Below are 23727 nucleotides of genomic sequence, written 5' to 3'. Positions count from 1 at the left end.
GCAAATTATTTCAACTCCTACAAGAAGGGGATTCCCCATGCAGATCCGTCGCGTAGTGGCTGCTACCGCCGCCGTAACCATCGCCGCCACCAGCCTGGTGGCATGCTCTTCCGACTCCGATGACTCCAAGGCCATCAAAGTCGGCACCACCGATGACGCAAAGAAGGCTTGGGTAGCGTTCGAGCAGGAAGCAAAGAACGCAGGCTATGACATCGATATCCAGCCTTTCGCGGATTACAACACCCCGAACCAGGCTCTGGACCAGGGCGAGCTGGACACCAATAACTTCCAGCACCTGAAGTTCTTGGCGGAGTATAACCACGGCAACAGCACCAACCTGGTGCCTATCGTGGCTACCGAGATCGTGCCGCTGGCACTGTTCTGGAAGGACCACGACTCCCTCGACGGCATCGAGGGCGAAGAGGTCGCCATCCCGAATGACTCCACCAACCAGGCTCGCGCCATCAACGTGTTGGTTCAGGCCGGCCTTCTCACCCTGAAGGACAAGGACAACCTGGAGCCCACCCCGCTGGACATCGATGAGAAGAAGTCCAAGGTCAAGGTCACCCCGGTAGATGCCGCACAGACCACGTCCGCACACGGCGAGGGCACCCCGGCGATTATCAATAACTCCTTCTTGGAGCGCGCCGGCATCGACCCAGCCACCGCCATCTTCCAGGACGACCCGAACTCTGAAGAGGCAGAGCCGTACATCAACGTCTTCGCCGTCCGCGAGGAAGATGCCGATAACGAGGACATCAAGAAGCTCGCCGAGCTATGGCACAGCGACGCCGTCCAGGAGGGCGTTGACGAAGACTCCGCCGGCACCTCCGTCGAGGTGGAGCGCAGCCAGGAGGATCTGCAGAAGATCCTGGATAAGCTCGAAGCAGATCTGGACTAATCACCCTTGCTTTTACCCCGCCGGAGACCCCGGCGGGGTTTGGCACTTTCCTAGCTAAGGACGCAAACACGTGGCAGATTCCACCCACCGCGGCACCCGCATTGAGTTCCGCGAGATCACCAAGATCTTTAAGCAGAAAAAAGCGCGAATTAAGGCGCTCGACCATGTCTCCATGACCATCGAGCCTGGCGAAATCGTCGGCATCATTGGTTATTCCGGCGCCGGCAAGTCCACCCTCGTGCGCATGATCAACGGCCTGGACACCCCATCCTCTGGCGAGCTACTGCTCGACGAGACCAATATCGTTGGCATGTCCGAGCGGAAACTGCGTGGCATTCGCCGCAATATCGGCATGATCTTCCAGCAGTTCAACCTGATGAGCTCGCGCACCGCGGCCGGCAATATTGAATACCCGCTGCAGCTGCAGGGCGTCGGCAAGCAAGAGCGCGCCCAGCGCGTGCAAGAGCTGCTGGACTTCGTCGGCCTGGGAGACAAGGGCAAGAGCTACCCGGAGCAACTTTCCGGTGGCCAGAAGCAGCGCGTTGGCATTGCCCGTGCGCTGGCCACCAACCCTTCGCTGCTGCTTGCCGACGAAGCCACTTCCGCCCTCGACCCCACCACCACGCAGGAAGTCCTCGACCTGCTGCGCCGGGTGAACAAGGAACTCGGCATCACCATCGTGGTTATTACCCACGAGATGGAAGTCGTTCGCTCCATCGCCGATAAGGTCGCCGTGATGGAAAACGGCCGCGTAGTAGAGCAAGGCAGCGTCTATGAGGTCTTCTCCAACCCGCAGACCTCCGTGGCCGCCAAGTTCGTGGCCACCTCGCTGCGCAACGAACCCGACGTCGTCGAAACCGACGACCTGCTTGCGCACGAAGGCCGCCTGTTTACCATCAACCTCACCGAGGAATCCGGCTTCTTCACCGCTGCCGCTCGGCTCAAGGAGGCCGGCGTGTCCATCGCCGTCGTGCACGGCGGTATCACCACGTTGCAGCAGCATTCCTTTGGCAAGCTGACCGTGCGGCTTAGCGGCGATAATAACGCCATCGAGGAGTTCTACCGCACGCTTTCTACCACCACCCAGATTGAGGAGATTGCACGATGACCGTCACCAACCTCGCCCAAGCCAACTGGGACCGCCTCGGCCCCTCGCTCGCCGATGCCATCGTCGATACCCTCATCATGGTCTCGACCACCCTCATCGTTGCCGGCATCCTCGGCCTTGGCCTAGGCATGCTGCTCTACACCACCCGCACGGGCGGCATCCTGCAAAACAGGTTTGTCTACGTCATTGTTAACCTGTTGGTGAACTTCGTCCGCCCCATCCCCTTCATCATTTTGCTGGCCTTTGCCCAGCCACTGACCGTCGCCGTAATGGGAGGTTCCATCGGCCGCGGCCCGGCGACCTTCGTCATGGTCATCGCCGCGACCTTCTCCGTGGCCCGCGTGGTGGAACAAAACCTCGTGGCTATCGATCCCGGCGTCATCGAGGCCGCCCGCTCCATGGGTGCCTCGCCGTGGAAGATCATTACCTCCGTGATCGTTCCGGAGGCCCTCGGCCCGCTGATTCTGGGCTACACCTTCCTGTTCATCGCCATCGTGGATATGTCCGCCATGGCCGGCTACGTCGGCGGCGGCGGCTTGGGTGACTTTGCCATCGTCTACGGCTACCGCGCCTTTGAGTGGGAAGTCACCGTCGTGGCCACACTCATCATCATCGTGCTGGTGCAGGCCGCCCAGTTCCTCGGCAACTGGCTCTCTTCCAAGGTCATGCGCCGCTAGCCCCCGCTTGCCGACGCCGCCCCCACCCCGCGCAGCCTACCCCGCGACCGGCTCCACGCCGGTCGCTACGATGGCCTGGCCTTTCTTCGGCGCATCGCCGCACGAGGAAACCACGCCTTCTACCTCGCGCTCCTCGAGCGCCACGCGCCAGCGCCGGCCGTCAGCGTGGCTGACCTCGCCGCCGTCGGTGGCGGTGAGCTGGCCATAGGAGAGGTCCTCGCCGGCGTCGATAAGCGCGCGGGCCACCGCCAACTCCGCCACCTGGCCGCGCGGGCCGAAAATACCGCGCCCGCGATTTACCGGGTAGAAATACTTCCCCTTCGCCGCCGCCGCAATCATCTGCGCGGCGGCTTCTTTATTCATGCGGCCAAAGGAATAGGCCCATGGCATGAGCATGACCGACGGCGCGAACCGGTGCCCCTTCGTGTGCGAGGTCTCCCACACCATATCCGGATAATCCGCCACCAGCTCCGCAGCCAGCGGCCGGCCCTTGACCGCACAGCACGTATCGCGCTTCGCATGCGTACACACCAGCACTAGCGGCGTATCCAAAGAGCCGCCCCCATTGCGGCCAGGCCCGGTCAGATCCAGATCGAGGATTTTCTCTGGGCCCGTCAGCAGCACGAGTTCCATCACGCCCTGTTCGGCCCACACCAGGTAGCAGCGGTGCATCTTGCCCACCTGGCGACCGTTGCGGCCCGGCCGGCGAATAAGCTGCAGCCCCGCCGCGCCCTTCAGCTTGGACTTAAGCTGCGCTGTGAGCTCCGGCCCAAAGGTATCGCCATCAAGCACGTCTCGCGACCATCCACCCGGCCACTCGAAAAGCACATAGACGGATTCCTTCTTCGCCGTGCCCGGCAGCGGCTCTACCTGGATATCTGAACAGAACTCGGTCATATACCTAAGCCTAACCTTTCTGCATTCCAGCTCACACCCTTGGCAACAATTCGGCCACGAAGTACCCCCTCAGCTATACAGTTCACGGCCGAAAATATAACCTAGGGGACATGTTGAAAGTCCGTCTCGCCGCAACGCTTCTCGTCGCTGCTTCTCTCAGCGGCTGCGCCGCCCACGAGACGGACCGCACCACCATGGCCGCGTCTGCGGATAACTCCCAGCTCAATCCGCTAGGCCAGGCCAATATGGAGATGAAAACCCTCCGGCCGCAGGCGCCCTCCGAGCTCACGGTGACCGACGTGCGCATCGGCCGGCACGAGGGTTTTGAGCGCGTCGTCTTCGAGCTCGACGGCGGCGGCACTCCCGGCTGGTTCGTGGACTATGCCGACACGCCCACGCAGCAGGGCTCCGGCAAGACCATTGACCACTCCGGCGAGACCGCACTCAATGTCAATATCGACGGCGTGGTCTATCCCTTCGAGGCCGGCAAAGATGATCCTCGCATCGGCGTGGTGGATGCCCCTACGGAAGGAATTGTCACCCAAGTGGTCAATGGCGGCACTTACGAGGGCCGCTGCCAATTTGTCATCGGCATGACCTCTCGCAAGCCTTATTCCGTGCAGGTGCTCGATAACCCCACCCGCCTCGTGGTCGATATTCGCGATTAATAGGTCGCCTCAACCCGCCAGCGGCCGCCGGACCATACCAAGAGCCAGGCCCGCTGATGCTCTTCGTGGTCGGCCTGGCCCACCACCTGCAGGCGCGCCACGCGCTGCGGGGTATCGGTCCACCACTGCGTATCCACCGGCCACGGCCCGGCCCAGCCCAGCACACGGAAACGATGCGCACCCCAGCTCAAGGCCACCGGCACCCCGGACAAGAGGGCTTCGGCGGTGACGAAGACGGGTCGCTCGGCGGCGTCGATAAGCCGAATGCGCGCGGCCGGGTGGTTCGGCCCACCGCCCAGCCGTGCAGGCAAGGGTGCGGGAATGCGGCCGGGCCACTCGCCGTCCGGCGGGGCGTCGCGCTGCTCGCCATAAGGCACGTACTCGATGCGCTCGGCCACCCCACGGCCGCCCACCGCCCGCGGCTGCAGCACGCGATCCACCCCCAGCTGCGATTGCACGCGGGCGATCACGCGCTTGACCTGCTCCTGCGAGCTCTCCCCGCCCCAGAGACCTGCAGCGGACGGGGCGGCGACCTCCACCGGCTCCAGCGCTAGGCGGCGAATGGCCGCGCCCTCACCAGTAGCGCGCGTGAGCCAGCCATCGAGCTGCCAACGCACGCGGTCCGCGGTGGCCTGTTCCGTCAGCGCTTCCTGTGTGCGCCATACCCGCGCCAGCTCCTCACCGGTGCCAAACTCCGCCACCACGCGCAGCCGCAGGCACACCTTGCCGGCCTCTTCCAAGCGGGCATGCAGCCGGGCCGCGAGTTGGCGGGCCGCGAAGGCGGCCGCGTCCACACGCTCGATGCGCTCTTCCATCTCCACCGCCAGATCCGGGCGCGCCAGCTCTGGGGCCACGCGCCTATCCGCACGGGCCTGGGCCAGTTCGTGGGCGCGCCGGCCAGGCTCGCCAAACCGGGTGGCTACCTGCTTAAACGGCAGCGCGGCTAAGTCGCCCAGGCGTCGCACGCCCAGCTTGTCCAGCTGTGCGATAAACCCAGCCTCAAAGCCCAAGGCCTCATCGGCCGCCAGCACGCCTATGGGCTGGGTAGCCAAAAACTCCCGCGAGCCGCCCTCTGGCACCACCGCGCCCACGCCGCAGTACCGGGCTGCGATGACGGCCGTGGCAATCTCATCGGCGACGCCGAGGGTGGAGTCGAAGCCGGCGTACGATGAGGCGTCGACAAGCATCTCTAGTGCTTTCTCTCCGTGGTAGCGCAGCGCCGCGCCCGCATCCACAATCGCCAGGCCCGGGCGCAGCACCTCCACCGAAGACGCCACCGCATCTAAGCCGGCCGCAACCTCCGCAAACGCCGCACCATCCCGATCCGGATTGGCCTCCACCACTGCGGCCTCGGGGCACAGCGCTTGGGCCTGGCGCAGGCGCATCCCGCGCCGAACACCCGCCCGGCGCGCCTTCCTATCGCACACCGCCACCGCGTGATTGCGCGCAATAACCATAGGGCCCTGCCCGCCGGCGGCCTGGATGGGCCAATCCGGAAACCACACGGCCGCTACCCTCATACGGCCTCCAACCGGCGACGCTCACCCACCGTGAGCACCCCGCGCGAGGCCCCCTGCTTCGAGGTCACCTCCACGTCCATGTCCACTCCGCGAATGCGTCCGCTGCCCTTGCCGACGCCCCGATAGGCACCCACCCGCGCCCCTATCCCCACCGCTGTGCCGGGCAGGCGCGTGCCTATCGTGAGCACCGCCGCGCGCCCGCCGCGCACCTTCGCCAGCACCGGCCGCGCCTTGGTAGGGCTCACCTCGCCGGGCGGCCCATGGTGGACAACAAGGTCCAGCCCTTCCGCCAATACTCCCGTCACCATCCAGGATTCCAGGCCCGGATCCGGCACGGTTACCACGCGTTCGATAGCGCCTTCCTCGGCCACTTGTGCGAGTAGCAAATCCGGCCACCCCACCACTCCCACATACCCGCCACGGGCGGTGAGGTGACAGATAAGCTCCACCACCAGCGCCGGGCAGCTCGCACAGTGCACCACCTGCCGGCGCGCCAGGCCACCTGCGGGAAGCAAGCGTGCCAGGCCAGGGAGCGTATCTACCAGCTCTTCTTCCGGACCGCACTCCATAGCGCGCATGCGGGTACGCAGCATCGCCACGCGGTCCGACCTACTTAGCCCGGCCACCGCTTTCTCTAGGCGAACGCTCGTTTGACTCACCCGAATAGTATGAACCCTCACCCGGACACATGCAAGTATATGTTCGAATGGTAGCCTTAGCGGCATGAACTTCAACGCTGCCTACGGCGCCATGCGCGAGCACACCACTCCCATCCCTACTCCGCCATGGGTGCGCTTGGGCTCGTCCATCCTCATCGGTGCGGCCGTGGCACTCTTGGCAAGCCGCGCGCATATCTTTGCCGCACTGGTTGGGGCGCTCGTATGCCTCGTGGCGGCCTTCGTCCTCGTCTTTGCCCACCCCTACCGCCGCGCGATGCGTTCCTATGCCAACAAGCGCAATGTCGCTCTAGTTCCTACCATCGCACAGCTCGTGCCACTGATGATTCTGTGGCTTATGGTGATGCTCGCACCCATCGTGGCCCTGCCCGCGTGGGGCGCCGGGCTGGTGTGGCTCGTGGTCTTTGGGCTGAGCTTTTTCGTCTTCCCCCACGTGGATGGCACGCGCCGGCTCGCGTTTGCCTGATCTATACGACACTTTTCGGGGTTATCCACAGCTTTTCCGGCCCTAGTGCCGGGTGTGGGGCGGGTTATCCACAGAATCCGCTGTAGCGGTTGCGCCGGCCGTGCACCGGTGTAGGTGCGCGCCGTAGCGTTGCAGGCATGAACGCACTCGAGACCTACCTCACCGCCTTGGGCCCTGGCATGGACATCATCGCCGGGTGCCAAGGCATGTCCGGGTCCGAGCTCATGGACCGCGGCGCGCCCGATGCCATCGCCGCCGATCTGCTGCTTTTGTGTGAAAGCTACTTCGGCCGCACCAAATTTACGCGCCTGCAGCGCCGCGCTATTGCCGACGCCCGCCGCAACACCCACTCCATCGCCACCCTTACCGCCCTAGAACGCATTGTTAACCGCGCGCCCAGCAAAAAGCAGGCCTGGCAGCTGCGCGCGGAATGCTGCGCGATGACCGGCTCGATGAGCCACATCCTTAAACACGCCCGACGGCGCCTGCGGGAGATGAAAGACGACACCGTAAGCCCAGGCGTGCGCACTTACCGACGCCCCAATGACTTCTGGACGCTGGCCATCACCGGAACCTCTAGTTTCATCGCGGATCTTAACGCCGCGCTGGCCGCGACTGGAAAGCAATCGCTCGAGGCAGTAGAAAAGATTTTCTTTGACCAAGCTGCGGCCGCGCGGGCAGAAGTGGTGACCAATGCCATCGTGCCGTTAGACAAATTCATCCGCATCCGCGACGGCCATGGTGATGATATCGAGCTCGATCTGACCAATGGCGCCACCATCACCGGCACCGAATATCTGCGCCGCGTGCTCAACGACGTCGGCTTTTCTGGCGAGAAAGAAACCGGCTACGTCACTCTCGTGCACCCCGAGGAAGGGCCGGTCAATCTCTACCGCACGGCGCGCGTGGCCAATGACAAGCAGCGCATTATGGCCGCTGCAGAAAATCCGCGCTGTGCCTGGCCGGGCTGCAATCAGCCGGCCGACCTCTCCCAAGTCCATCACCTTAAAGCGTGGAGCAATGGCGGGGAGACGAATATGAAAAACTTGGTCATGTGCTGCGCCTACCATAATGGCGTCAACGACGATGACCCCAACGCCCCACCTCGGCGCGGCCGCCTCGAGCGGGTGGGCGGACGCGTTGTGTGGCGGCCACCGTTTACCCCGCGCGAGTAAGCGCCGCCCGCTAAAACGAGCGAAAAGGCGCTCAGCACTAGACTGAGCGCCTTCTACGCATGCCGTTTTACTCCCACTCGATGGTTCCTGGTGGCTTGGAGGTGCAGTCCAAGACCACGCGGTTGACGTCCTTCACCTCGTTGGTGATGCGGGTAGAAATCTTCTCCAGCACCTCATAAGGCAAGCGAGTCCAGTCTGCGGTCATGGCGTCCTCCGAGGACACCGGGCGCAGCACAATCGGGTGGCCATAGGTACGGCCGTCGCCCTGCACGCCAACGGAGCGGACATCGGCCAGCAGTACCACCGGGCACTGCCAAATCTGGTCATCCAGGCCGGCATTGGTCAGCTCGGTGCGAGCAATAAGGTCTGCCTCACGCAGGGTTTCCAAGCGCTCCTCGGTCACCTCACCGATGATGCGGATACCCAAGCCCGGGCCAGGGAATGGCTGGCGGCTAACGATCTCTTCTGGCAAGCCTAGCTCGCGGCCGACGGCACGTACCTCGTCCTTAAACAGCAGGCGCAACGGCTCGACCAGTTCGAACTCCACGTCATCCGGCAAACCGCCGACATTGTGGTGAGACTTAATATTCGCCGTGCCATCGCCGCCGCCAGACTCGACAACGTCCGGGTACAGAGTGCCCTGGACGAGGTAGTCGACGGTGGAGCCTGCAGGGGCGTCGTCAAGCACGCCTGCAACCGCGCGCTCAAAGGAACGGATAAACTCCGCGCCGATGGCCTTGCGCTTGGCTTCTGGGTCGCTAACTCCTGCCAGCTTTTCCAAGAAAGCAGCGCGCTCATCTGCGGTCACCAGCTTCGCTCCAGTGGAGGCAACGAAGTCCTTTTCTACCTGCTCGCGCTCGCCGGCACGCAGCAAGCCGTGGTCAACGAAGACACAGGTGAGGCGATCGCCAATGGCACGCTGCACCAACGCGGCCGCTACAGCGGAGTCCACACCGCCGGACAGGCCGCAAATGGCGCGACCTTCCTCACCCACCTGTGCGCGGACATCCGCGATGAGCTGCTCGGCGATATTATCGGCCGTCCAGTTCTGCTCTAGGCCAGCAATCTCAGTGAGGAAGCGGGTAAGCACCTCCTGGCCATGCGGCGAGTGCTGTACCTCAGGGTGGTACTGCACGCCGGCCATCTTCTTGTCTAGGCACTCCATCGCTGCAACCGGAGCACCGGCCGACGTGGCCGTAACCTCAAAGCCTTCGGGAGCAGCAGATACGGCATCGCCGTGAGACATCCACACCTTGTGAGTAGCCTCCAGGCCTTCGTGAAGTACGCCGCCCTTAACATTCATATCGGTACGGCCGTACTCACGCTCGCCGGTGGAAGAGACAGTGCCACCAAGCGCATGGTTCATAGCTTGGAAGCCGTAGCAAATGCCGAAAACCGGAATGCCGAGCTCAAGTAGCTCCGGCTTGAGGGCCGGGGCGCCATCGGCATATACGGAAGATGGTCCACCCGACAAAATGAGAGCGGCTGGATCCTTTGCTTTAATTTCCTCTACAGAAGCGGAGTTGGGGACAACCTCGGAGTAAATCTTGGCCTCGCGCACGCGGCGGGCAATAAGCTGCGCGTACTGAGCGCCAAAGTCCACAACGAGGACGGGGCGCGGGGTAGTATTTGGCTTAGTCACGCCCCATAGTCTAACCCACTAAACTGATAGCTTATGAAGCGCTTGGCTATTGTGCTCGCCGCGAGCCTGCTGTTGTGCGGTTGTGACACCACCCCGACTACGGCCGAGGTGACGTCTGCGCTGGATGAACAAGGCCCGCAACAGGTAACACTTCCGGCCGCGGAAATCTTTGGAAGCGAGTGGGATGAGTGGGTTCCATTGTGCGGCACGCAGCAGGCAGAGCGCGTGGGGCATCCAGAAGTAGCGCAAAATTCGGTGGTTCTACGCGCGAGCAGCGAAGAGAAGGTTGTAGAGCTCAATCCCTCGGGAGTACGCGTGTGCCCAGTCCACAACTCAGGGCAATGGCGGCCAACGACGGACAAGACCACGTGGAGGCGTGAGGGCGGCTGGCAATTGGTTTCCTAAACCACTCTCCTACCTCGCCAACTGGTATCTGTTCGGCGACGAAGGAAGCCCTGAGACAAAGAAACGCGGCTGCGCCAAGAAGGCACAGCCGCGTCAGGACTCTCGCGCGGATTAGTAGCGAACGGCGAGTTCGACCTTCTGGAAGGACTTCAGGTCGGTGTAGCCACACTTGGCCATGGAACGGCGCAGCGCGCCGACCAGGTTGGTGCGGCCAAAGGGCTCGCTGGAGGGACCGTGCAGCACGGTTTCCAGCGACGGGGCGGCCGATTCTTCTGTGGCTTCGGCCGGGGTACCGGTGGTGAGGAAATCGACGTCCAAGTCGGTATCGGCCCCGGAGAACTGGACGAAGCCGCGTGGGAAACGCGGGTGGCCGGCCGTGGCGGGCCAGTACCAGCCCTTGCCGCCGGCCTCGCGGGCCTGGGCAAGCAGTGGGCCGAGAGCAACACCGTCAGCGCCGCAGGCGAAAGCCTTGGCAATATTGCCGGAGTTTTCAAACTCGGTATCGGCGATGATGTGCACGTAGCGGCCGCCGGTCTCGTCGAGGTAGTCGCGGCGGGCTGCGGCGGCGTCGGCAATCGCGGTGCCCATGGCCGAGTCGATGCCAACGGTCTCGGCGTTGGTGGTCACACCCGCGCCTACGATGACGCCGGCCGCGCCGGTGCGCATCAGGTGTAGCGCGGTGGTGTAGTCGGTAACTCCGCCGGCAATGACGGGAACGTCAAGGGAACCAATGAACTCCTTGAGGTTCAGCGGCTCGCCGCCGGTAGCTACGTGCTCGGCCGAGACTAGGGTGCCCTGGATAAACAGCAACTCGGCACCGGCCGCGATGACCTTAGGGGCCATCTCGCGAGCATTTTGAGGGGATACGCGCACAGCAACGGTAACTCCGGAGTCGCGGACTTGGGAGATGCGCTCGGTAAGGAGGGCGTCGTCAAGCGGGGCGGCGTGCAGCTCCTGGATGATGGAGTTATCGCCCGGCTGCGAGTAAATGCGGGCTAGGGCGCCCTCGAGGTCCTTGTGGCGGCCCCACAGGCCCTCGGCATTAATGACGCCCAGGCCGCCCTGCTTGCCCATCTCGATGATGAACTCGGGGGTGGCGAGCGCATCGGTGGGGTGGGAAACGAAGGGGATGTCGAAGGTATAGGCGTCGATGTGCCAGGTGGTGTCCACGTCCTTGGAAGAACGGGTACGACGCTGCGGCACGATGGATAGTTGCTCTAGATCGAAGGTGCGGCGGGCCTCGCGGCCGATGCCAATTTCGGCGTATTCACGCATGATATTCCTAGCGGTAGTTTGGTGCTTCTGCGATTTGCTGCAGGTGGTGCGGGTGGGATTCCTTCAAGCCCGCGGCGGTGATTTGGACGAAGCGCTTGGTCTTCAGCTCGGCCAGGGTGGCGGAGCCGGTATAGCCCATGGAAGCGCGCAGGCCGCCGATAATCTGGTGCACGATGGCATCGATATCGCCGCGGAAGGGCACGCGGCCCTCGACGCCTTCCGGAACCAGCTTGTCTTCGCTGCGGACATCGGCCTGGAAATAGCGGTCCTTGGAGTAGGAGCGCTTCTCACCGGAGAGGCCGCGGCCCTGCATGGCGCCCATGGAGCCCATGCCGCGGTAGCGCTTGTACTGCTTGCCCTGGTAGACCACGATGTCACCGGGGGCTTCGGTGGTGCCGGCAAACATGGAGCCCAGCATGACGGTATCGGCGCCGGCCGCCAGGGCCTTGGCGACGTCGCCGGAGTACTGCATGCCACCATCGCCGATAACCGGCACACCGGCCGGGCCAGCTACTGCGGCGGCCTCCATCAGGGCCGTAATCTGCGGTGCGCCCACGCCGGCGACGACGCGGGTGGTGCAAATGGAGCCCGGGCCGATGCCGACCTTGATGGCGTCGGCGCCGGCATCAATCATTGCCTGGGCGGCCTCGCGGGTGGCGAGGTTACCGCCGATGACATCGACCTTGGAGCCGAAATCCTTTTGGACGCGGGAGACCATTTCCAGCACGCGGTTGTTGTGGGCGTGGGCGGAGTCGACGACGAGGGCGTCCACGCCGGCGTCGACAAGCGCGGCGGCGCGCTGGTAGGACTCTTCCCCGGTACCGATGCCGGCCGCAACCAACAGGCGGCCGGCCGAGTCCTTGGACGCGTTAGGGTACTGCTCGGTCTTGACAAAGTCCTTGACGGTAATCAGGCCGGTGAGCTTATTATCCGCATCGACGATGGGCAGCTTCTCCACCTTATTGGCCGAAAGCAGTTCGAGGGCTTCCTTCTTAGATACGCCCTCGCGCGCAACGACGAGCGGCATGGCCGTCATGACCTCGCTGACCTTGCGGTCAAAGTCAGGCTCGAAGCGCATATCGCGGTTGGTGCAAATGCCCATCAGGGTGCCGTCCTCGTCTACCACCGGCAGGCCGGAGATGCGGTAGCGGGCGCACAGCGCGTCTACTTCCCCGATGGTCATATCCGGGCGGGCGGTGATGGGGTCGGTGACCATGCCGGACTCGGAGCGCTTCACAATCTCTACCTGCTCGGCTTGGTCCTCGGTGGACAGGTTGCGGTGCAGCACGCCGATGCCACCCTGACGGGCCATGGCAATGGCCATGCGGGCCTCGGTCACGGTATCCATGGCGGCCGAGGCAAGCGGGACGCCGAGGCGGATATTGCGGGTAAACTGCGCACCGGTATCGACCTCGGAGGGCACGATATTGGATTCGGCGGGCAAAAGGAGCACATCATCAAAGGTCAGGCCGCGCAGGGCTACCTTGTTCGGGTCATCTCCACCAGTATGAATACGGTTCTCGCTCATCGAGGTCTCTCCTTAACAGGTTTAGCGGCTACCACAACTGTAGTGCGTTGCCGGCCGACGACACCATTTGGGCAGGGGGTAAATTGCCTCGGGAGGGTAAGTTCAATAGGCTCGCAGGCGTGAACTTCTTCGCCAATATGCCCCGCGATCCTTTCGCCGATGACCCGAATGACCCCGCCTCCTTCTTGGAGGAGGACGAGCAGGTCATGCCGCTTACCGACGACGACCGGATCGCCATCATCCACGACCTCGCACTGGTGCAGAAATTCGCGTCCATCCTCGGCCCGCGTGGCATCGATGGCATCTTCTTCTTGTGCGAGGATTGCCAAGAAAACCACTTCTACGAGTGGGACATTATGGCCGCCAATATGCGCGCCACCCTTGAAGGCGAGCTAGCGCCGGTGCATGAACCTGGCGCCGAGCCGGATCCCTCCCGCTACGTGCCTTGGGACTACGCCTTGGGTTACTTGGATGGCCTAGAGGGCCGCTAGCTTCTACTGCTGCTGGTCCAACTCGATGGTCGTCGTCGGCTCATCCTCAACGTTGGGGTTGGGCTGCGGGTTTTGCTGCGCCTGTTCCGTGACCACCACGGTTTCGGTGGCGTATTGAGTCTCGGTCACGGTGACCTGCTCCGGCTGCTGTTCCGGTTGCGAAGCTTCTTCCGCCACGGTTTCGGTGGCAGTCTCCGTCACGGTGTGCGGGGTGGGCTTCGGGTGCGCAGCCCGCTTTTGTTCCGCCTCGCGGTTGGCGGCTACGACCTTTTCTTCTTTGCCTTCGGCCTCATCCAGCTTGGCGCGGGCGTCCTTCATCAGTTCGCGAGCGCCTTCAATATCACCTTCGGCCGCGCGAGATTCCATCTCTTCCAGCGTGCCGGCCAGCTCTACGTTGCGGGTCTTATCGCCCTTATCAAAGGTTCCGGCGTGCAGCATGGCTCCACCGGCTCCAGCGATGACTAGCGTTGCGGCCGCCGCACCGATGAGCCCATGTACGAACGGGCCGCCGCGGCGGCGCTTGCGGGCCTGGCCTAGGTCGATGACCGCGGGCTCAGCTTCGGCGCCTTCTACCAGCGGGGCTGGAGGCATCTGCTTATCGACGTCCCCCTTTAACTCCAGCAGCAGCTCCGCCAGGTCATCCTGGCCGTCGGAAGGGTTAGTTCCCTTCGAAAGCTCGGTGAGGAATGCATCATCATCTATCAAGGGCTGGAGCTGGTCTGCAAGGCCGTCATTATCGCCGTGGTGCTTCGGTGCCATGATGGTGTCTCTCCCCCTTCCTTTCTGTTAAGAGATATCTGCTGTAAGAGTCGGCCGCTAGGCCCTTAGCGCGCAGTTTCCTGGGCGGCTTGGAGGGTCTTTCGCAATTGAGCGAGTGCTCGGTGTTGTGCGACACGAACCGCGCCTGGGGTGGAACCCACAATTTCCGCGGTCTCTTCTGCCGACAAACCGTTGAACACGCGCAGAATCACGATGTTTTTCGCCTTGTCACTTAACGTATCGAGCAAGGCGCGCATTCTGTTACTACCGTCGGCCTCTAGCGCCCACTCTTCTGGGGTAGCTTCGTTCGCGGAGTCTTCTGGAATTTCTTCGGTAGGGGTGGACTTATCGCGCCCCATGGCGCGGTGGGCATCGGTGACCTTGTTGAACGCAATGCCGTAGACATAGGCCATAAACGGGCGGCCCTTGTCCTCGTAGGAGCCAATGGAGGTGGCCACTGCAAGACAGATCTCTTGGGCTACATCCTCCGCGGTGGGTTGGCGGCCGCCACCGATGCGGGCGCGGCAGTAGCGCAGCACCTGCGGGTGAATGATCCGCAGAACTTCTTGCAGCGCTCGACGGCTGCCGTCGACGGCATGCGGGACGAGATCCGCTAGCTCCTGTTCCTTATCACTCACGTATGCACCCTCTGACATGTTTTAAACCGGTAACTAACCATATTGGCACACGGGAAGATTATGCAAAGGCAACGCGCGGCCCCAGCGCGTGCGCAACCCGAGCGGAAGAAAATTCACAAACCGTTAACCTTTGTTGTTTCCGCTGGTAAACCGCGGTGCCGGAGGGACGAACAGGGGAAGAATACCTAAAAGTCAAAAATAGGTAACCCATCGTTAACCCACGCGCGAAACACTACGTGAGGTTGCTTCCCGCGACACTGCGGAAGCCGCACTAGAATTCTCGCCCTTACAAAGGAGCTAAGTAACGTGTCTCAGCCTCATTTGCTTCCCGGTCCCACCGCTGACCTGTGGGATTGGCAGCTACAAGGCGCCTGCCGCGGAGAAAACTCGGACGTGTTTTATCACCCAGATGGCGAGCGCGGTCGTGCCCGCGCCCAGCGCGAGAACCGCGCCAAGGCCATCTGCAATTCCTGCCCGGTCATTGATTTGTGCCGCGAGCATGCCCTGCAATCCGCCGAACCTTACGGCGTCTGGGGCGGAATGAGCGAATCCGAGCGCGTCGTTGCGCTGCGCCAACGCCGCCGCGCGGCCGCGCCGGTCAACGCTTAAGGCAGAAGGTTAGGGGGAGACGAGGGCGTCGGCAAGAAAGCGCCCCGTCACCGATTCTTTCTGCTCGGCTAAATCGGCCGGGGTGCCGCTAAAGACCAGCTGGCCGCCGGCCGAACCGGCGCCGGGGACCAAGTCGATGGCGTAATCCGCATGCGCGAGTACGGCCAAGTTGTGATCGATGCAGATGACGGTGTGGCCGGAGTCCACCCGCTCATCACGCCCTGCTCCACGTAGACCGCACCCACACCGCTGCGCTTGGAGCAGAGACCCTCGGAATGCGCGGAAAAGAGTGCGGGTTTGACGCCATTGGCCTTGGCGAAGGCCTTGCGAATGGGGTCGGTATCAGCGGTGATCTTGATGTATTCCACGGCCCTAGCTAGGTACAACAAAACCCGCCACGCGGGAAGCGGGGCGGGCGTTGTTGGGAAGGTTTAGTGCTGGTGGCCGTGGCCGGCGTCAGCAGGCTGCTCTTCCTGTGGCTTTTCCACCACGGAGGCCTCGGTGGTCAGAACCATGCGGGCCACGGAGGTGGCGTTGACCACGGCGGAGTGGGTGACCTTCACCGGGTCGATGATGCCGTTATCGATGAGGTTGCCGTACTCGAGAGTATTGGCGTTGAAGCCCTCACCGTTGGACATCTCGGCAACGCGGGAGACGACGACAGCGCCGTCGAGGCCAGCGTTTTCGGCGATCCAGAACGCCGGGCGGGTCAGGGCGCGGGCGACGGCGAGAACGCCGACCTTAGCCTCGCCCTCGAAGCCCTCGGCAAAGGACTCGAGTTCCTTGGAAATCTGGACCAGCACGGAGCCGCCGCCGGCGATAACGCCTTCTTCGACGGCCGCGCGGGCCGCGTTGATGGCGTCTTCGACGCGCAGCTTGCGCTCGTTGACCTCGGTCTCGGTAGCCGCACCGACGCGGATGACGGCCACGCCGCCGGAGAGCTTAGCCAGGCGCTCCTCGAGCTTTTCCTTATCCCAGGTGGAATCGGTGCGCTCGATGTCGCGGCGAATGTGCTCGCGGCGCTCCTCTACTGCTTCAGCGGTGCCGCCGCCATCGACGATGACGGTGTCATCCTTGGTGATGGTCACGCGGCGAGCGGAACCGAGCACGTCGAGGCCAGCCTCGTTGAGGTTGACGCCCACCTCTGGGTCGATGACGGTAGCGCCGGTAACGACGGCCAGGTCATCCATGAATCCCTTGCGACGCTCGCCAAAGTACGGAGCCTTCACGGCCGCGACCTTGAGCACCTTGCGGATGGAGTTGACGACGAGCGCCTGCAGCGGCTCGCCCTCGATGTCCTCCGCGATGATGAGGGTCGGGCGGTTGGTCTCGGCGATCTTCTCCAGCAGCGGCAGGAAGTCCGGCAGGGAGGAGATCTTGTTGCGGACGAGCAATACTGCGGCGTCATCCAGCACGGCGTGGTAGGTCTCTTCCTCCGTAGCGAAGTACGGGGAAAGGTAGCCCTTGTCAAAGGAAATACCCTCGGTGACATCGACGGCGGAGTCGATGGTCTGGGATTCCTCGACGGTGACCACACCGTCCTTGCCCACCTTGTCCATGGCGCCGGCAACCATCTCGCCGACCTCCGGGTCGCGGGAGGAGACGGTGGCTACCTGGGCGATTTCAGAGGAGGAGTTGACCGCGGTGGCGCGGGCCTTAAGCTCCTCGACGGCCTTTTCGGCCGCCGCCGCGATGCCGCGGTTGAGCTCGATCGGGTTGGCGCCGGCCGCCACGTTGCGCAGGCCCTCGAAGATGAGCGCCTGGGCCAGCAAGGTAGCGGTGGTGGTGCCGTCACCAGCGGTGTCATTGGTCTTGACCGCAACGGACTTGACCAGCTGCGCGCCGAGGTTCTCGAACGGCTCCTCGATGTCGATATCGCGGGCGATGGTCACGCCGTCATTGGTGACGGTGGGGCCACCGAAGGCCTTGGACAGCACGACGTTGCGGCCGCGCGGGCCGAGGGTGACCTTGACGGCATCAGCCAGCGTATCGACGCCGCGCTGGATTCCCTCGCGGGCTTCTTGGTCGAATGCAATGAGCTTTGCCATAAGTGGGCCTACTTCTCGATGACGGCGAGCAGGTCACGGGAGGACAGCAGCAGGTACTCCTCGCCGTTGTACTTCAGCTCGGTGCCGCCGTACTTGGAAAAGACCACGGTATCGCCTTCGTTGACGCCTACCGGGGTGACCTCACCCTTGTCGTTGGTGCGGCCTGGGCCTACTGCAACGACGGTAGCTTCCTGTGGCTTTTCCTTGGCGGAATCCGGGATAACCAGGCCGGAAGCGGTGGTGGTTTCAGCTTCTACGATCTGTACGAGGACGCGGTCCTCGAGAGGCTTAATGTTTGCCATGATGTTTCCTCCGTAGTGTTCGTATGCGCGCCGGTATGGCGCGCGCGTGCCGGTTGTGGATGTCCAGCACAGCCGTCGTCGCGGGTGAACAACTGTGGGTCAAACAACCTGATTAGCACTCTACCCTCGTGACTGCTAACCCTCAACAATGACCCGGCCCACATTCCGACACCCTCAGCGATCCCTTCAGCGCTCTCGTTGCCCGGCGCGGACAAAGCCGGCCAGCGCCAGCTTGACGACGCCCACGGCGATAAACATGGCACCAAAAATCACGGCGAAGGCCGGCCACCACAGCTCGTCTACCAGCGTTCGGCCGAAGGAAACCTGTGGGGTGAGCAGGTGGTGGAGTGGGAGGAGCGTCGCCAAGCACAGCGCCCAGACCACGCCGGCCGCAGTCAGGGTGAGGCACGCCGCCTCCCCTACTTGCACGCGCGCCCAGGCCGAGGGAGTGGCGCCAGCCAGCGTGAGGCCGCGGATATCGGAGGCGATGCGCCCGCGCATGAGCAGTGAGGTAAGCACGGCGCCCACGATGCTGGGGGCAAAGACCGGCCCTAAAAGGGCGACAAAGACCTGCCACGAGGACAAGGTGCCGCCGACGCCTGCATCGTTTCCAAAGCGCAGGCCCGAGCCGACGGCGACGATAAAGCCGCCGAGGAGCACCCACGGCACGATGTGTGGGGTGGAAAAGTGCCGGCGCACCCGCACGTTGGCCCCAGCGATGCCGGCCGCGCGGGTCCATTGGTCGATACCGGGCATGAGCCAAGGTAAGAAGAGGGCGACGAGGATGACGAGCCCCATCTCGGCCGACAAGAGGTCACCCGGGTCATCGATGTGCAGGCACCCGTAGACCGTGCCGCCGATAGCCGCGGCCGCAAGCAGGAATTTCACCAGAAGCCACATCGGGTGTGCGGGAGTACGCGGCCGGAACACGCGGCGCAGCGGAGGCAGCGCACCAACCAGGGCCGCGGACGTGCAGACGGATACCGCAATGGCGGTGACCTGGCCGGTAACGGCGATATCCGGCATGGGGATGCCGTCGCTGCGCAGGGCGCGCACGCACGGGTCAAGCAGAGGTCGGGCCGGCAGCACGCCGAGAAATCCGGCAGCCGCGCTGACCGCTGCGACTTGGCCCAGAATGAAGGCAACGATCATCCACCCGGGCATGCCCACCATGCGCCAAGAACGGTAGACCGGCTCGCGCTCGGCGATGATAAGGCGCATCTGCGATAGCGTCACCAACACCACCACGCACAGGGCCATGCCCAGCACCGTGCCACCCAGCGGGCCGGCGGGATTTTCTTCGGCCCCGGAGGAGGCAACCAGCATGGCCAGCGCCAGGGTGCACGAGGTGGAAGACACCACCAGGGTCAGCGCCACGGCCAGCCACGATAGCCAATTGGACTGTAAGTCCTTAAGCCACACCAGCATGGGCCACCTCCTCTAAGGAGATGATCCTGTCGGCCGCCTCAGCGGCGAGGTGCGAGTGGGTCACCATGACCACGCTGGCGCCATCGCGGGCGGCGGCGCGCAGGTGGGAAAGGACGGTGGATGCGGTGGCGTCGTCAAGCGCGCCCGTAGGCTCGTCGGCGAAGATATAGGGCGCCTGGGCCAGCAATGCCCGGGCGACGGCCACGCGTTGCTGCTGCCCGCCGGAAAGCTGCGCGGGCAGGCGGCGCTCCAACCCAGCAAGGCCGAACGAATTAAAGACCTCCGCCACCTTGCCGCGTGCAGGCCGCCGGCCGGAAAAGCGCGCGGTCAAGGTGGCATTGCGCTGCGCGTTGAGGGATTCCAGCAGGTTATAGTCCTGAAACACAAAGGCTCGCTGCTTGCGCCCCGGCGCATTGACTCGGCCGGAGGTGGGCTTATCGAGCCCGGATAACAGGTTCAGCAGCGTGGTTTTCCCGCTGCCGGAAGGCCCCATGATGGCGACGAATTCGCCTGGGGCGATGGACACATTCACGCGATTGAGCACGGTGCGGCGGCCGTAGCGCTTGCTGAGGTTATCTGCTTTTAACATGCCTTTGATTCCACTCGGCCGCGCAGAAGAAAGACATGGAGTGGGCCGCCCAGAAAATGGTAGAGCTAGCTCTACTGCCCCACCCTGGGTAAGGCGGCTAGGCTCATGGGTTATGCGAACCCTCAAAGCCTGCGCGTGGAGCCTCGTCCTCGGCGCGCTATTTATCCCGGCGTTGGTGGTTTCGGTGCTGATGCTGCCGTGGATTCCGCTGGTGGGACGCGCCGCGGAATTTGTCGGCCGGTTGGGTGCGCGGTGGATGGGCGTGGAGATCCCACCTCGGCGCGCAGGCCGGTGGTTTGATTGGCAGCAGTTTTATCACCTTATTGTGCAGCTATTGATTTCGGCTGCCTGCTTTGCCGCGTGGACTGCCGTGGGCTTTTCGGCGGGCGTGCTGGCAATTGCGCCGTTCGTGCCAAATACCGAATTCTTCTTTGGTGGGTGGTCTACCTCCAACCGGCCGCTCATTTTCTTTACCTGCTGGCTCACCGCGGCGCTGCTGGTGGCTTTATTGGTAGGACTTAACCGCCTCTTGGTCTTGGCGTCAACCTCGCTAACCCGGCTGGCGTTGAGCCCTTCGGCCGAGGAGTTGGCGGCCTCGCGCGCCACGCTTATCGATGCCTTTTCCGGCGAGCGCCGCCGCATCGAACGCGAGCTGCACGATGGCCCACAGCAGTACCTCACCGCACTCAAGCTCAACCTGGCCGCGGCGAAATTGCAGGCCCCTCCCGAGGCGCAACCGGCCCTGGCCGATGCGGAACATAATGCCTCATTGGCCTTGGCCTCCCTGCGGGCGACGGTGCGCGGCATTGCCCCGCAGGTGCTTTTCGACGCCGGATTAATCCCCGCCCTCGACGAGCTACTCGCCCACTCCGGACTGGAGACCGAACTACACGTCGAAGGTGCTGAGCGCTCCGTGGATGAAACCACTGCCCTGCTGGCTTACCACGCGGTGGCCGAGGCGCTTACCAATGCTTCCAAGCATGGCGCGGCCACCCAGGCGACGGTAACGGTTGCTTTCGGGCAGACGTTGCGCCTAGACATCGTTGATAATGGCACCGGACCCTGCCCCGGCCCCGGAGCTGACTTCGGCCCCGCAGCCAAGAAGCCAGGTGAGCCGGGCACCGGTCTCGCCGGGCTGCGCGAACGCGCCGCCGCACTGGGCGGAACGGTGAACTTTTCGGCAGCAGATGACGCGGCTGCGCGCGAACGCGGTGGCCGACTGCAGGTCGAATTACCGCTGAAGGAGGCCGAATGAAACTACTACTAGCGGAAGATTCCGCGCTGCTGCGCGCGGGGCTCGAGCAGCTACTTAGCACCTTGGGCCACAGCGTTACGGCGGCCACGGATGCCGAAGAACTGCGCGCTATTGCCGGGCAGGAAGATTTTGACCTGATTATCAGCGATGTACGCATGCCACCGACCATGACCGACGATGGCTTGCGCGCCGTGCATGACCTGCGAGCAGCCAATCCCACCCAGCCGGTGGTGGTGTTGAGCCAATACGTAGCGGCAAGCTACCTCGACCAACTCTTGGAGCACGGCGGCTTTGGCTACCTGCTCAAGGAGCGCGTTTCTGATGTGGAAGAATTCGTGCGCACGCTAGACGAGGTCGCCCGCGGCGGCACCGTGGTGGACCCCGAGGTGGTCACAGCGTTACTGTCGGCGCGGCGTACTGGTTTAGCCCAGCTCACCGCCCGCGAGCGGGAGGTACTGGGGCTTATGGCCCAAGGATTGAGCAATAAAGAAATTGAAGACACGCTCGTTCTTACCGCCGGAGCGGTAAGCAAGCATGTCTCCAATGTGTTTATGAAGCTCGGGTTTCGGCCCGAGGATTCCAACCGGCGGGTCAAGGCCGTATTGGCGTGGCTGCGCCATACGGAGCGCTAGCCAATGGGGCGACGCTAGCTACTTCTTCGAGCTGAGCCCGCCGAAAATATCGCTGGAGCTCAGGGAGCTGCCGTCCTCCGGATCCTTGGGCACCTCTGGGGTGTCTGGGTCGGTGGACTCGGTGGAGTCGGCGGGGTCGGTGGCGTCGTCGGCAGGCGCAGCGCCGCGATCCTTCTTCTTGAGGGAAACCTTGTCCACCAGCGTGTTATCGCCTTCGTTGAAGGTGGTGAAGGTGAGCTTGTCATCGGAGACGTCCACGCGCATGTAGTCCTCGGTGTAGTCCTGGCGCCACATGGCGGTGGACTCGTGGGCAAGCTTTGGATCGATGGTCTCCATGCGCGCGCCCTTGTGCTTTTTGTTATTCACGTCGGTGAAGTCGTAGTACTTGCCGCCGCCCGCGGTGGTGGTGGTCAAGTACAGCGCCTCGCCATCCTTGGGCTCGAGAACATCGCCGCGCTGCGGCTTCTTTTCAGGCAGGACCGGCTTGTTGTTCTTCATCAGGTGGCTGCGGGTGTAGATGTGGTCGTGGCCGGAGAGCACGGCATCGACATTGAGTTCAGACAGCACCGGGGTGAGCTTCTCGCGCAGGTTGGTGACGTCCTTATCAAAGTGATGCGAGCCCTGGGAGTACGGGCCGTGGTGCATGCCGACGACGATCCAGTCATTATCCGCGCCGCGGGATTCGATGGCCTCGCGCAGGAACTGCTCGTGGCGGGCGATATCGGCGTCGGAAGAAGCATTGGAGTCCAGGCCGATGAAGAGTACGTTATTGCGCTCGAAGTAGTGGTCGCGGATATCGTCCGCCTGATGCGGGTTGGAGAAATGCTCATCATGATGCTTCATGGTAAGGTTATAAGTCTCGTGATTGCCCGGGACCGTGTTGGTGGGGATGTGACGAATCTCCGGGGCGGAGAAGTACGCATCGTACTGCGGTACCTGCGCACCCCAGCCCTCAACCTGGTCACCCAGCGACCAGATCATGCTGGCATTCGGCACGTGGGAAGCCGCGTGACCGATGGTCTTGCGCCACTGTTCGGCTTGGTCATCCACCTTGAGGTCCACGCCGATCTGCGGGTCAGCGACGGTAAGGAAGGACCAGTCATCGCCGTTGGAGCCGGTGTTAAAAGTCTCTGGCTCGGACCAGCCGCCTTCCTCGGAACCAACGCGGTAGGAATATTCGGTATCCGGCTGCAGGTTGGTAGCGGTGGCGAACTGGGACTTGTACAGCAAGGCGCCAAAGTCGCGCTCGTCGGCGCGGAAGGTCGTGGTGCCTTCTGGGCCGGTGACCTCGAGGACCTCGTCTGCCTTGGACTTGGTGCGCCAGGTGACCATGACCTGGGATTCATCCTCGCCCGGTTGCAGGATGGTGCGGTAGATGGGCGAGTCAGCGGCCAGCGCCGGGGTGGCGGGCACGATGGCGGCGCCACCCACGGCGAGGGCGGTGGCGAAGGAGGCGACGAAGCGCGATGAACGAAGCATACAGTTTTCACCTTTGGAGTCTTAGAAGAAGCGGTACGGCTCCCTAGAACACCATAAGAATGTGAACACCGTATTACGAGCGCGCGAAAAGCGTTTGAACCCTACCTGTGAGGGGCTGGGGTTTAGAGGCTCTTATCGGAGTTGATAACGGCCGCGCGCCAGAGGGTGTATTCCTCCGGGTTATCTTCGCGGTAGTTCTTCACTGCGCGAATGCCCTGTTCCACGGACTCGATGACGGCATCGATGGTGGTGTCTTCGCCCTCAGCATCGACAAAAATGACGGGGCCGCAGATGGAGCGGATGGGATCCTGCAGGAAAGCGGCGTTGCCGGTGGCGGCTGCGTTGCGCGCCAGGGAGGCTACCGGGTTCGGCTCGGCGCCCTCGGCCTTGGCTTCGGGGTTGTAGAGCGCGGCGTAGGTGGTGCCATCTTCCTGGAATACAACGGAGACGCGGTCCTCGGTGGTGCCGCCCAGGAACTGGTTGGCGTGTTCCAGCTCGAACTCGAGCTTGCGGCGGGTGAGATCAGGGTTGACAAGGAAACCGACGGTCATGAGAGAA

25 protein-coding genes and 1 pseudogene are annotated in these 23727 nt (G+C 63.3%); 11 read left to right on the top strand and 15 right to left on the bottom strand.

Annotated features, from left to right (window positions below):
• The first annotated feature begins 37 nt into the window (after window positions 1-37).
• The 3 genes from ACKFRX_RS02855 (at window position 38) to ACKFRX_RS02845 (ending at window position 2686) form a co-directional block, all read left to right on the top strand.
• Window positions 38-901, top strand: coding sequence for a MetQ/NlpA family ABC transporter substrate-binding protein (locus ACKFRX_RS02855; RefSeq protein ID WP_005326805.1), 864 nt, complete (start codon window positions 38-40; stop codon window positions 899-901).
• 70 nt (window positions 902-971) lie between these two features.
• Window positions 972-2009 (top strand): methionine ABC transporter ATP-binding protein, encoded by a 1038-nt coding sequence (locus ACKFRX_RS02850; protein WP_408919219.1) that lies wholly within the window; start codon window positions 972-974, stop codon window positions 2007-2009.
• Entirely contained in the window at window positions 2006-2686 is a 681-nt protein-coding gene (locus ACKFRX_RS02845; protein WP_150851552.1) for a methionine ABC transporter permease, read from the top strand. Before ACKFRX_RS02850 ends, ACKFRX_RS02845 begins: the two co-directional genes overlap by 4 nt.
• Window positions 2687-2722: 36 nt before the next feature.
• On the opposite strand, the gene ACKFRX_RS02840 is transcribed toward ACKFRX_RS02845, so the two are convergent.
• The gene (locus tag ACKFRX_RS02840; protein ID WP_250411246.1) at window positions 2723-3583 is read right to left on the bottom strand and encodes a sucrase ferredoxin; all 861 of its coding nucleotides are present in this window, start codon (window positions 3581-3583) and stop codon (window positions 2723-2725) included.
• A gap of 110 nt (window positions 3584-3693) precedes the next feature.
• Here ACKFRX_RS02840 and ACKFRX_RS02835 point away from each other — a divergent pair, with 110 nt between their 5' ends.
• Entirely contained in the window at window positions 3694-4251 is a 558-nt protein-coding gene (locus ACKFRX_RS02835) for a hypothetical protein (protein ID WP_005326812.1), read from the top strand.
• On the opposite strand, the gene ACKFRX_RS02830 is transcribed toward ACKFRX_RS02835, so the two are convergent.
• Window positions 4248-5771, bottom strand: a complete 1524-nt coding sequence (locus ACKFRX_RS02830) for a DNA polymerase Y family protein (RefSeq protein ID WP_408928074.1) — start codon at window positions 5769-5771, stop codon at window positions 4248-4250. The genes ACKFRX_RS02835 and ACKFRX_RS02830 overlap by 4 nt on opposite strands.
• Window positions 5768-6364: a hypothetical protein gene (locus ACKFRX_RS02825; RefSeq protein WP_150851531.1), complete on the bottom strand. Its 597-nt coding sequence runs from the start codon at window positions 6362-6364 to the stop codon at window positions 5768-5770. Before ACKFRX_RS02825 ends, ACKFRX_RS02830 begins: the two co-directional genes overlap by 4 nt.
• 130 nt (window positions 6365-6494) lie before the next feature.
• On the opposite strand from ACKFRX_RS02825, the gene ACKFRX_RS02820 reads away from it, so the two are divergent.
• Together ACKFRX_RS02820 and ACKFRX_RS02815 are read left to right on the top strand one after the other, a co-directional pair.
• Window positions 6495-6914 carry a hypothetical protein gene (locus tag ACKFRX_RS02820; RefSeq protein WP_150851532.1) on the top strand — a complete coding sequence of 140 codons (420 nt, stop codon included), beginning with the start codon at window positions 6495-6497 and terminating at the stop codon, window positions 6912-6914.
• A 137-nt stretch (window positions 6915-7051) separates the two neighbouring features.
• Window positions 7052-8089 (top strand): HNH endonuclease signature motif containing protein, encoded by a 1038-nt coding sequence (locus tag ACKFRX_RS02815; RefSeq protein ID WP_005322682.1) that lies wholly within the window; start codon window positions 7052-7054, stop codon window positions 8087-8089.
• Between the two features lie 67 nt (window positions 8090-8156).
• Here the strand turns inward: ACKFRX_RS02815 and guaA are convergent, their stop codons facing one another.
• Window positions 8157-9731, bottom strand: a complete 1575-nt coding sequence (gene guaA / locus ACKFRX_RS02810; RefSeq protein WP_408924459.1) for a glutamine-hydrolyzing GMP synthase — start codon at window positions 9729-9731, stop codon at window positions 8157-8159.
• A gap of 33 nt (window positions 9732-9764) precedes the next feature.
• Here guaA and ACKFRX_RS02805 point away from each other — a divergent pair, with 33 nt between their 5' ends.
• Window positions 9765-10136 carry a hypothetical protein gene (locus ACKFRX_RS02805; RefSeq protein WP_005322686.1) on the top strand — a complete coding sequence of 124 codons (372 nt, stop codon included), beginning with the start codon at window positions 9765-9767 and terminating at the stop codon, window positions 10134-10136.
• 111 nt (window positions 10137-10247) lie between these two features.
• On the opposite strand, the gene ACKFRX_RS02800 is transcribed toward ACKFRX_RS02805, so the two are convergent.
• Entirely contained in the window at window positions 10248-11411 is a 1164-nt protein-coding gene (locus tag ACKFRX_RS02800) for a GuaB3 family IMP dehydrogenase-related protein (protein WP_005322688.1), read from the bottom strand.
• 7 nt (window positions 11412-11418) lie between these two features.
• Window positions 11419-12939 (bottom strand): IMP dehydrogenase, encoded by a 1521-nt coding sequence (gene guaB / locus ACKFRX_RS02795; protein WP_250411226.1) that lies wholly within the window; start codon window positions 12937-12939, stop codon window positions 11419-11421.
• A gap of 119 nt (window positions 12940-13058) precedes the next feature.
• Between guaB and ACKFRX_RS02790 the strand changes: the two genes are divergently transcribed.
• Window positions 13059-13430, top strand: coding sequence for a DUF5319 domain-containing protein (locus tag ACKFRX_RS02790; protein WP_005326826.1), 372 nt, complete (start codon window positions 13059-13061; stop codon window positions 13428-13430).
• Between the two features lie 3 nt (window positions 13431-13433).
• Here the strand turns inward: ACKFRX_RS02790 and ACKFRX_RS02785 are convergent, their stop codons facing one another.
• Window positions 13434-14189, bottom strand: coding sequence for a hypothetical protein (locus tag ACKFRX_RS02785; RefSeq protein ID WP_005322694.1), 756 nt, complete (start codon window positions 14187-14189; stop codon window positions 13434-13436).
• A gap of 65 nt (window positions 14190-14254) precedes the next feature.
• A complete protein-coding gene (locus tag ACKFRX_RS02780) occupies window positions 14255-14827 on the bottom strand; it encodes a sigma-70 family RNA polymerase sigma factor (protein WP_040424956.1) in 573 nt (190 codons plus the stop codon).
• A 306-nt stretch (window positions 14828-15133) separates the two neighbouring features.
• Between ACKFRX_RS02780 and ACKFRX_RS02775 the strand changes: the two genes are divergently transcribed.
• Entirely contained in the window at window positions 15134-15436 is a 303-nt protein-coding gene (locus tag ACKFRX_RS02775; RefSeq protein ID WP_005326832.1) for a WhiB family transcriptional regulator, read from the top strand.
• 9 nt (window positions 15437-15445) lie between these two features.
• Here the strand turns inward: ACKFRX_RS02775 and ACKFRX_RS02770 are convergent.
• From ACKFRX_RS02770 to ACKFRX_RS02750, 5 genes and pseudogenes are all read right to left on the bottom strand, one after another.
• A pseudogene (locus tag ACKFRX_RS02770) lies at window positions 15446-15774 on the bottom strand (hypothetical protein); the annotation flags it as partial.
• A gap of 93 nt (window positions 15775-15867) precedes the next feature.
• A complete protein-coding gene (gene groL / locus ACKFRX_RS02765) occupies window positions 15868-17484 on the bottom strand; it encodes a chaperonin GroEL (protein ID WP_005326837.1) in 1617 nt (538 codons plus the stop codon).
• Between the two features lie 8 nt (window positions 17485-17492).
• Window positions 17493-17786, bottom strand: coding sequence for a co-chaperone GroES (gene groES, locus ACKFRX_RS02760; protein ID WP_005322702.1), 294 nt, complete (start codon window positions 17784-17786; stop codon window positions 17493-17495).
• A 186-nt stretch (window positions 17787-17972) separates the two neighbouring features.
• Window positions 17973-19214: an FtsX-like permease family protein gene (locus ACKFRX_RS02755; protein WP_250411585.1), complete on the bottom strand. Its 1242-nt coding sequence runs from the start codon at window positions 19212-19214 to the stop codon at window positions 17973-17975.
• A complete protein-coding gene (locus tag ACKFRX_RS02750; protein ID WP_408928073.1) occupies window positions 19198-19803 on the bottom strand; it encodes an ABC transporter ATP-binding protein in 606 nt (201 codons plus the stop codon). Before ACKFRX_RS02750 ends, ACKFRX_RS02755 begins: the two co-directional genes overlap by 17 nt.
• Before the next feature lie 112 nt (window positions 19804-19915).
• Between ACKFRX_RS02750 and ACKFRX_RS02745 the strand changes: the two genes are divergently transcribed.
• Entirely contained in the window at window positions 19916-21058 is a 1143-nt protein-coding gene (locus tag ACKFRX_RS02745) for a sensor histidine kinase (RefSeq protein ID WP_408928072.1), read from the top strand.
• Window positions 21055-21690 (top strand): response regulator, encoded by a 636-nt coding sequence (locus tag ACKFRX_RS02740; protein WP_408928071.1) that lies wholly within the window; start codon window positions 21055-21057, stop codon window positions 21688-21690. Before ACKFRX_RS02745 ends, ACKFRX_RS02740 begins: the two co-directional genes overlap by 4 nt.
• 18 nt (window positions 21691-21708) lie before the next feature.
• Here the strand turns inward: ACKFRX_RS02740 and ACKFRX_RS02735 are convergent, their stop codons facing one another.
• Together ACKFRX_RS02735 and ACKFRX_RS02730 are read right to left on the bottom strand one after the other, a co-directional pair.
• Window positions 21709-23169, bottom strand: coding sequence for a fibronectin type III domain-containing protein (locus tag ACKFRX_RS02735; protein ID WP_408928070.1), 1461 nt, complete (start codon window positions 23167-23169; stop codon window positions 21709-21711).
• Between the two features lie 122 nt (window positions 23170-23291).
• A complete protein-coding gene (locus ACKFRX_RS02730; protein ID WP_005322709.1) occupies window positions 23292-23720 on the bottom strand; it encodes a hypothetical protein in 429 nt (142 codons plus the stop codon).
• Window positions 23721-23727: the final 7 nt, after the last annotated feature.

This window comes from Corynebacterium tuberculostearicum, assembly GCF_046097465.1.
GTDB lineage: Bacteria > Actinomycetota > Actinomycetes > Mycobacteriales > Mycobacteriaceae > Corynebacterium > Corynebacterium tuberculostearicum_I.
This window is presented reverse-complemented; position numbering and strand designations above follow the sequence as displayed.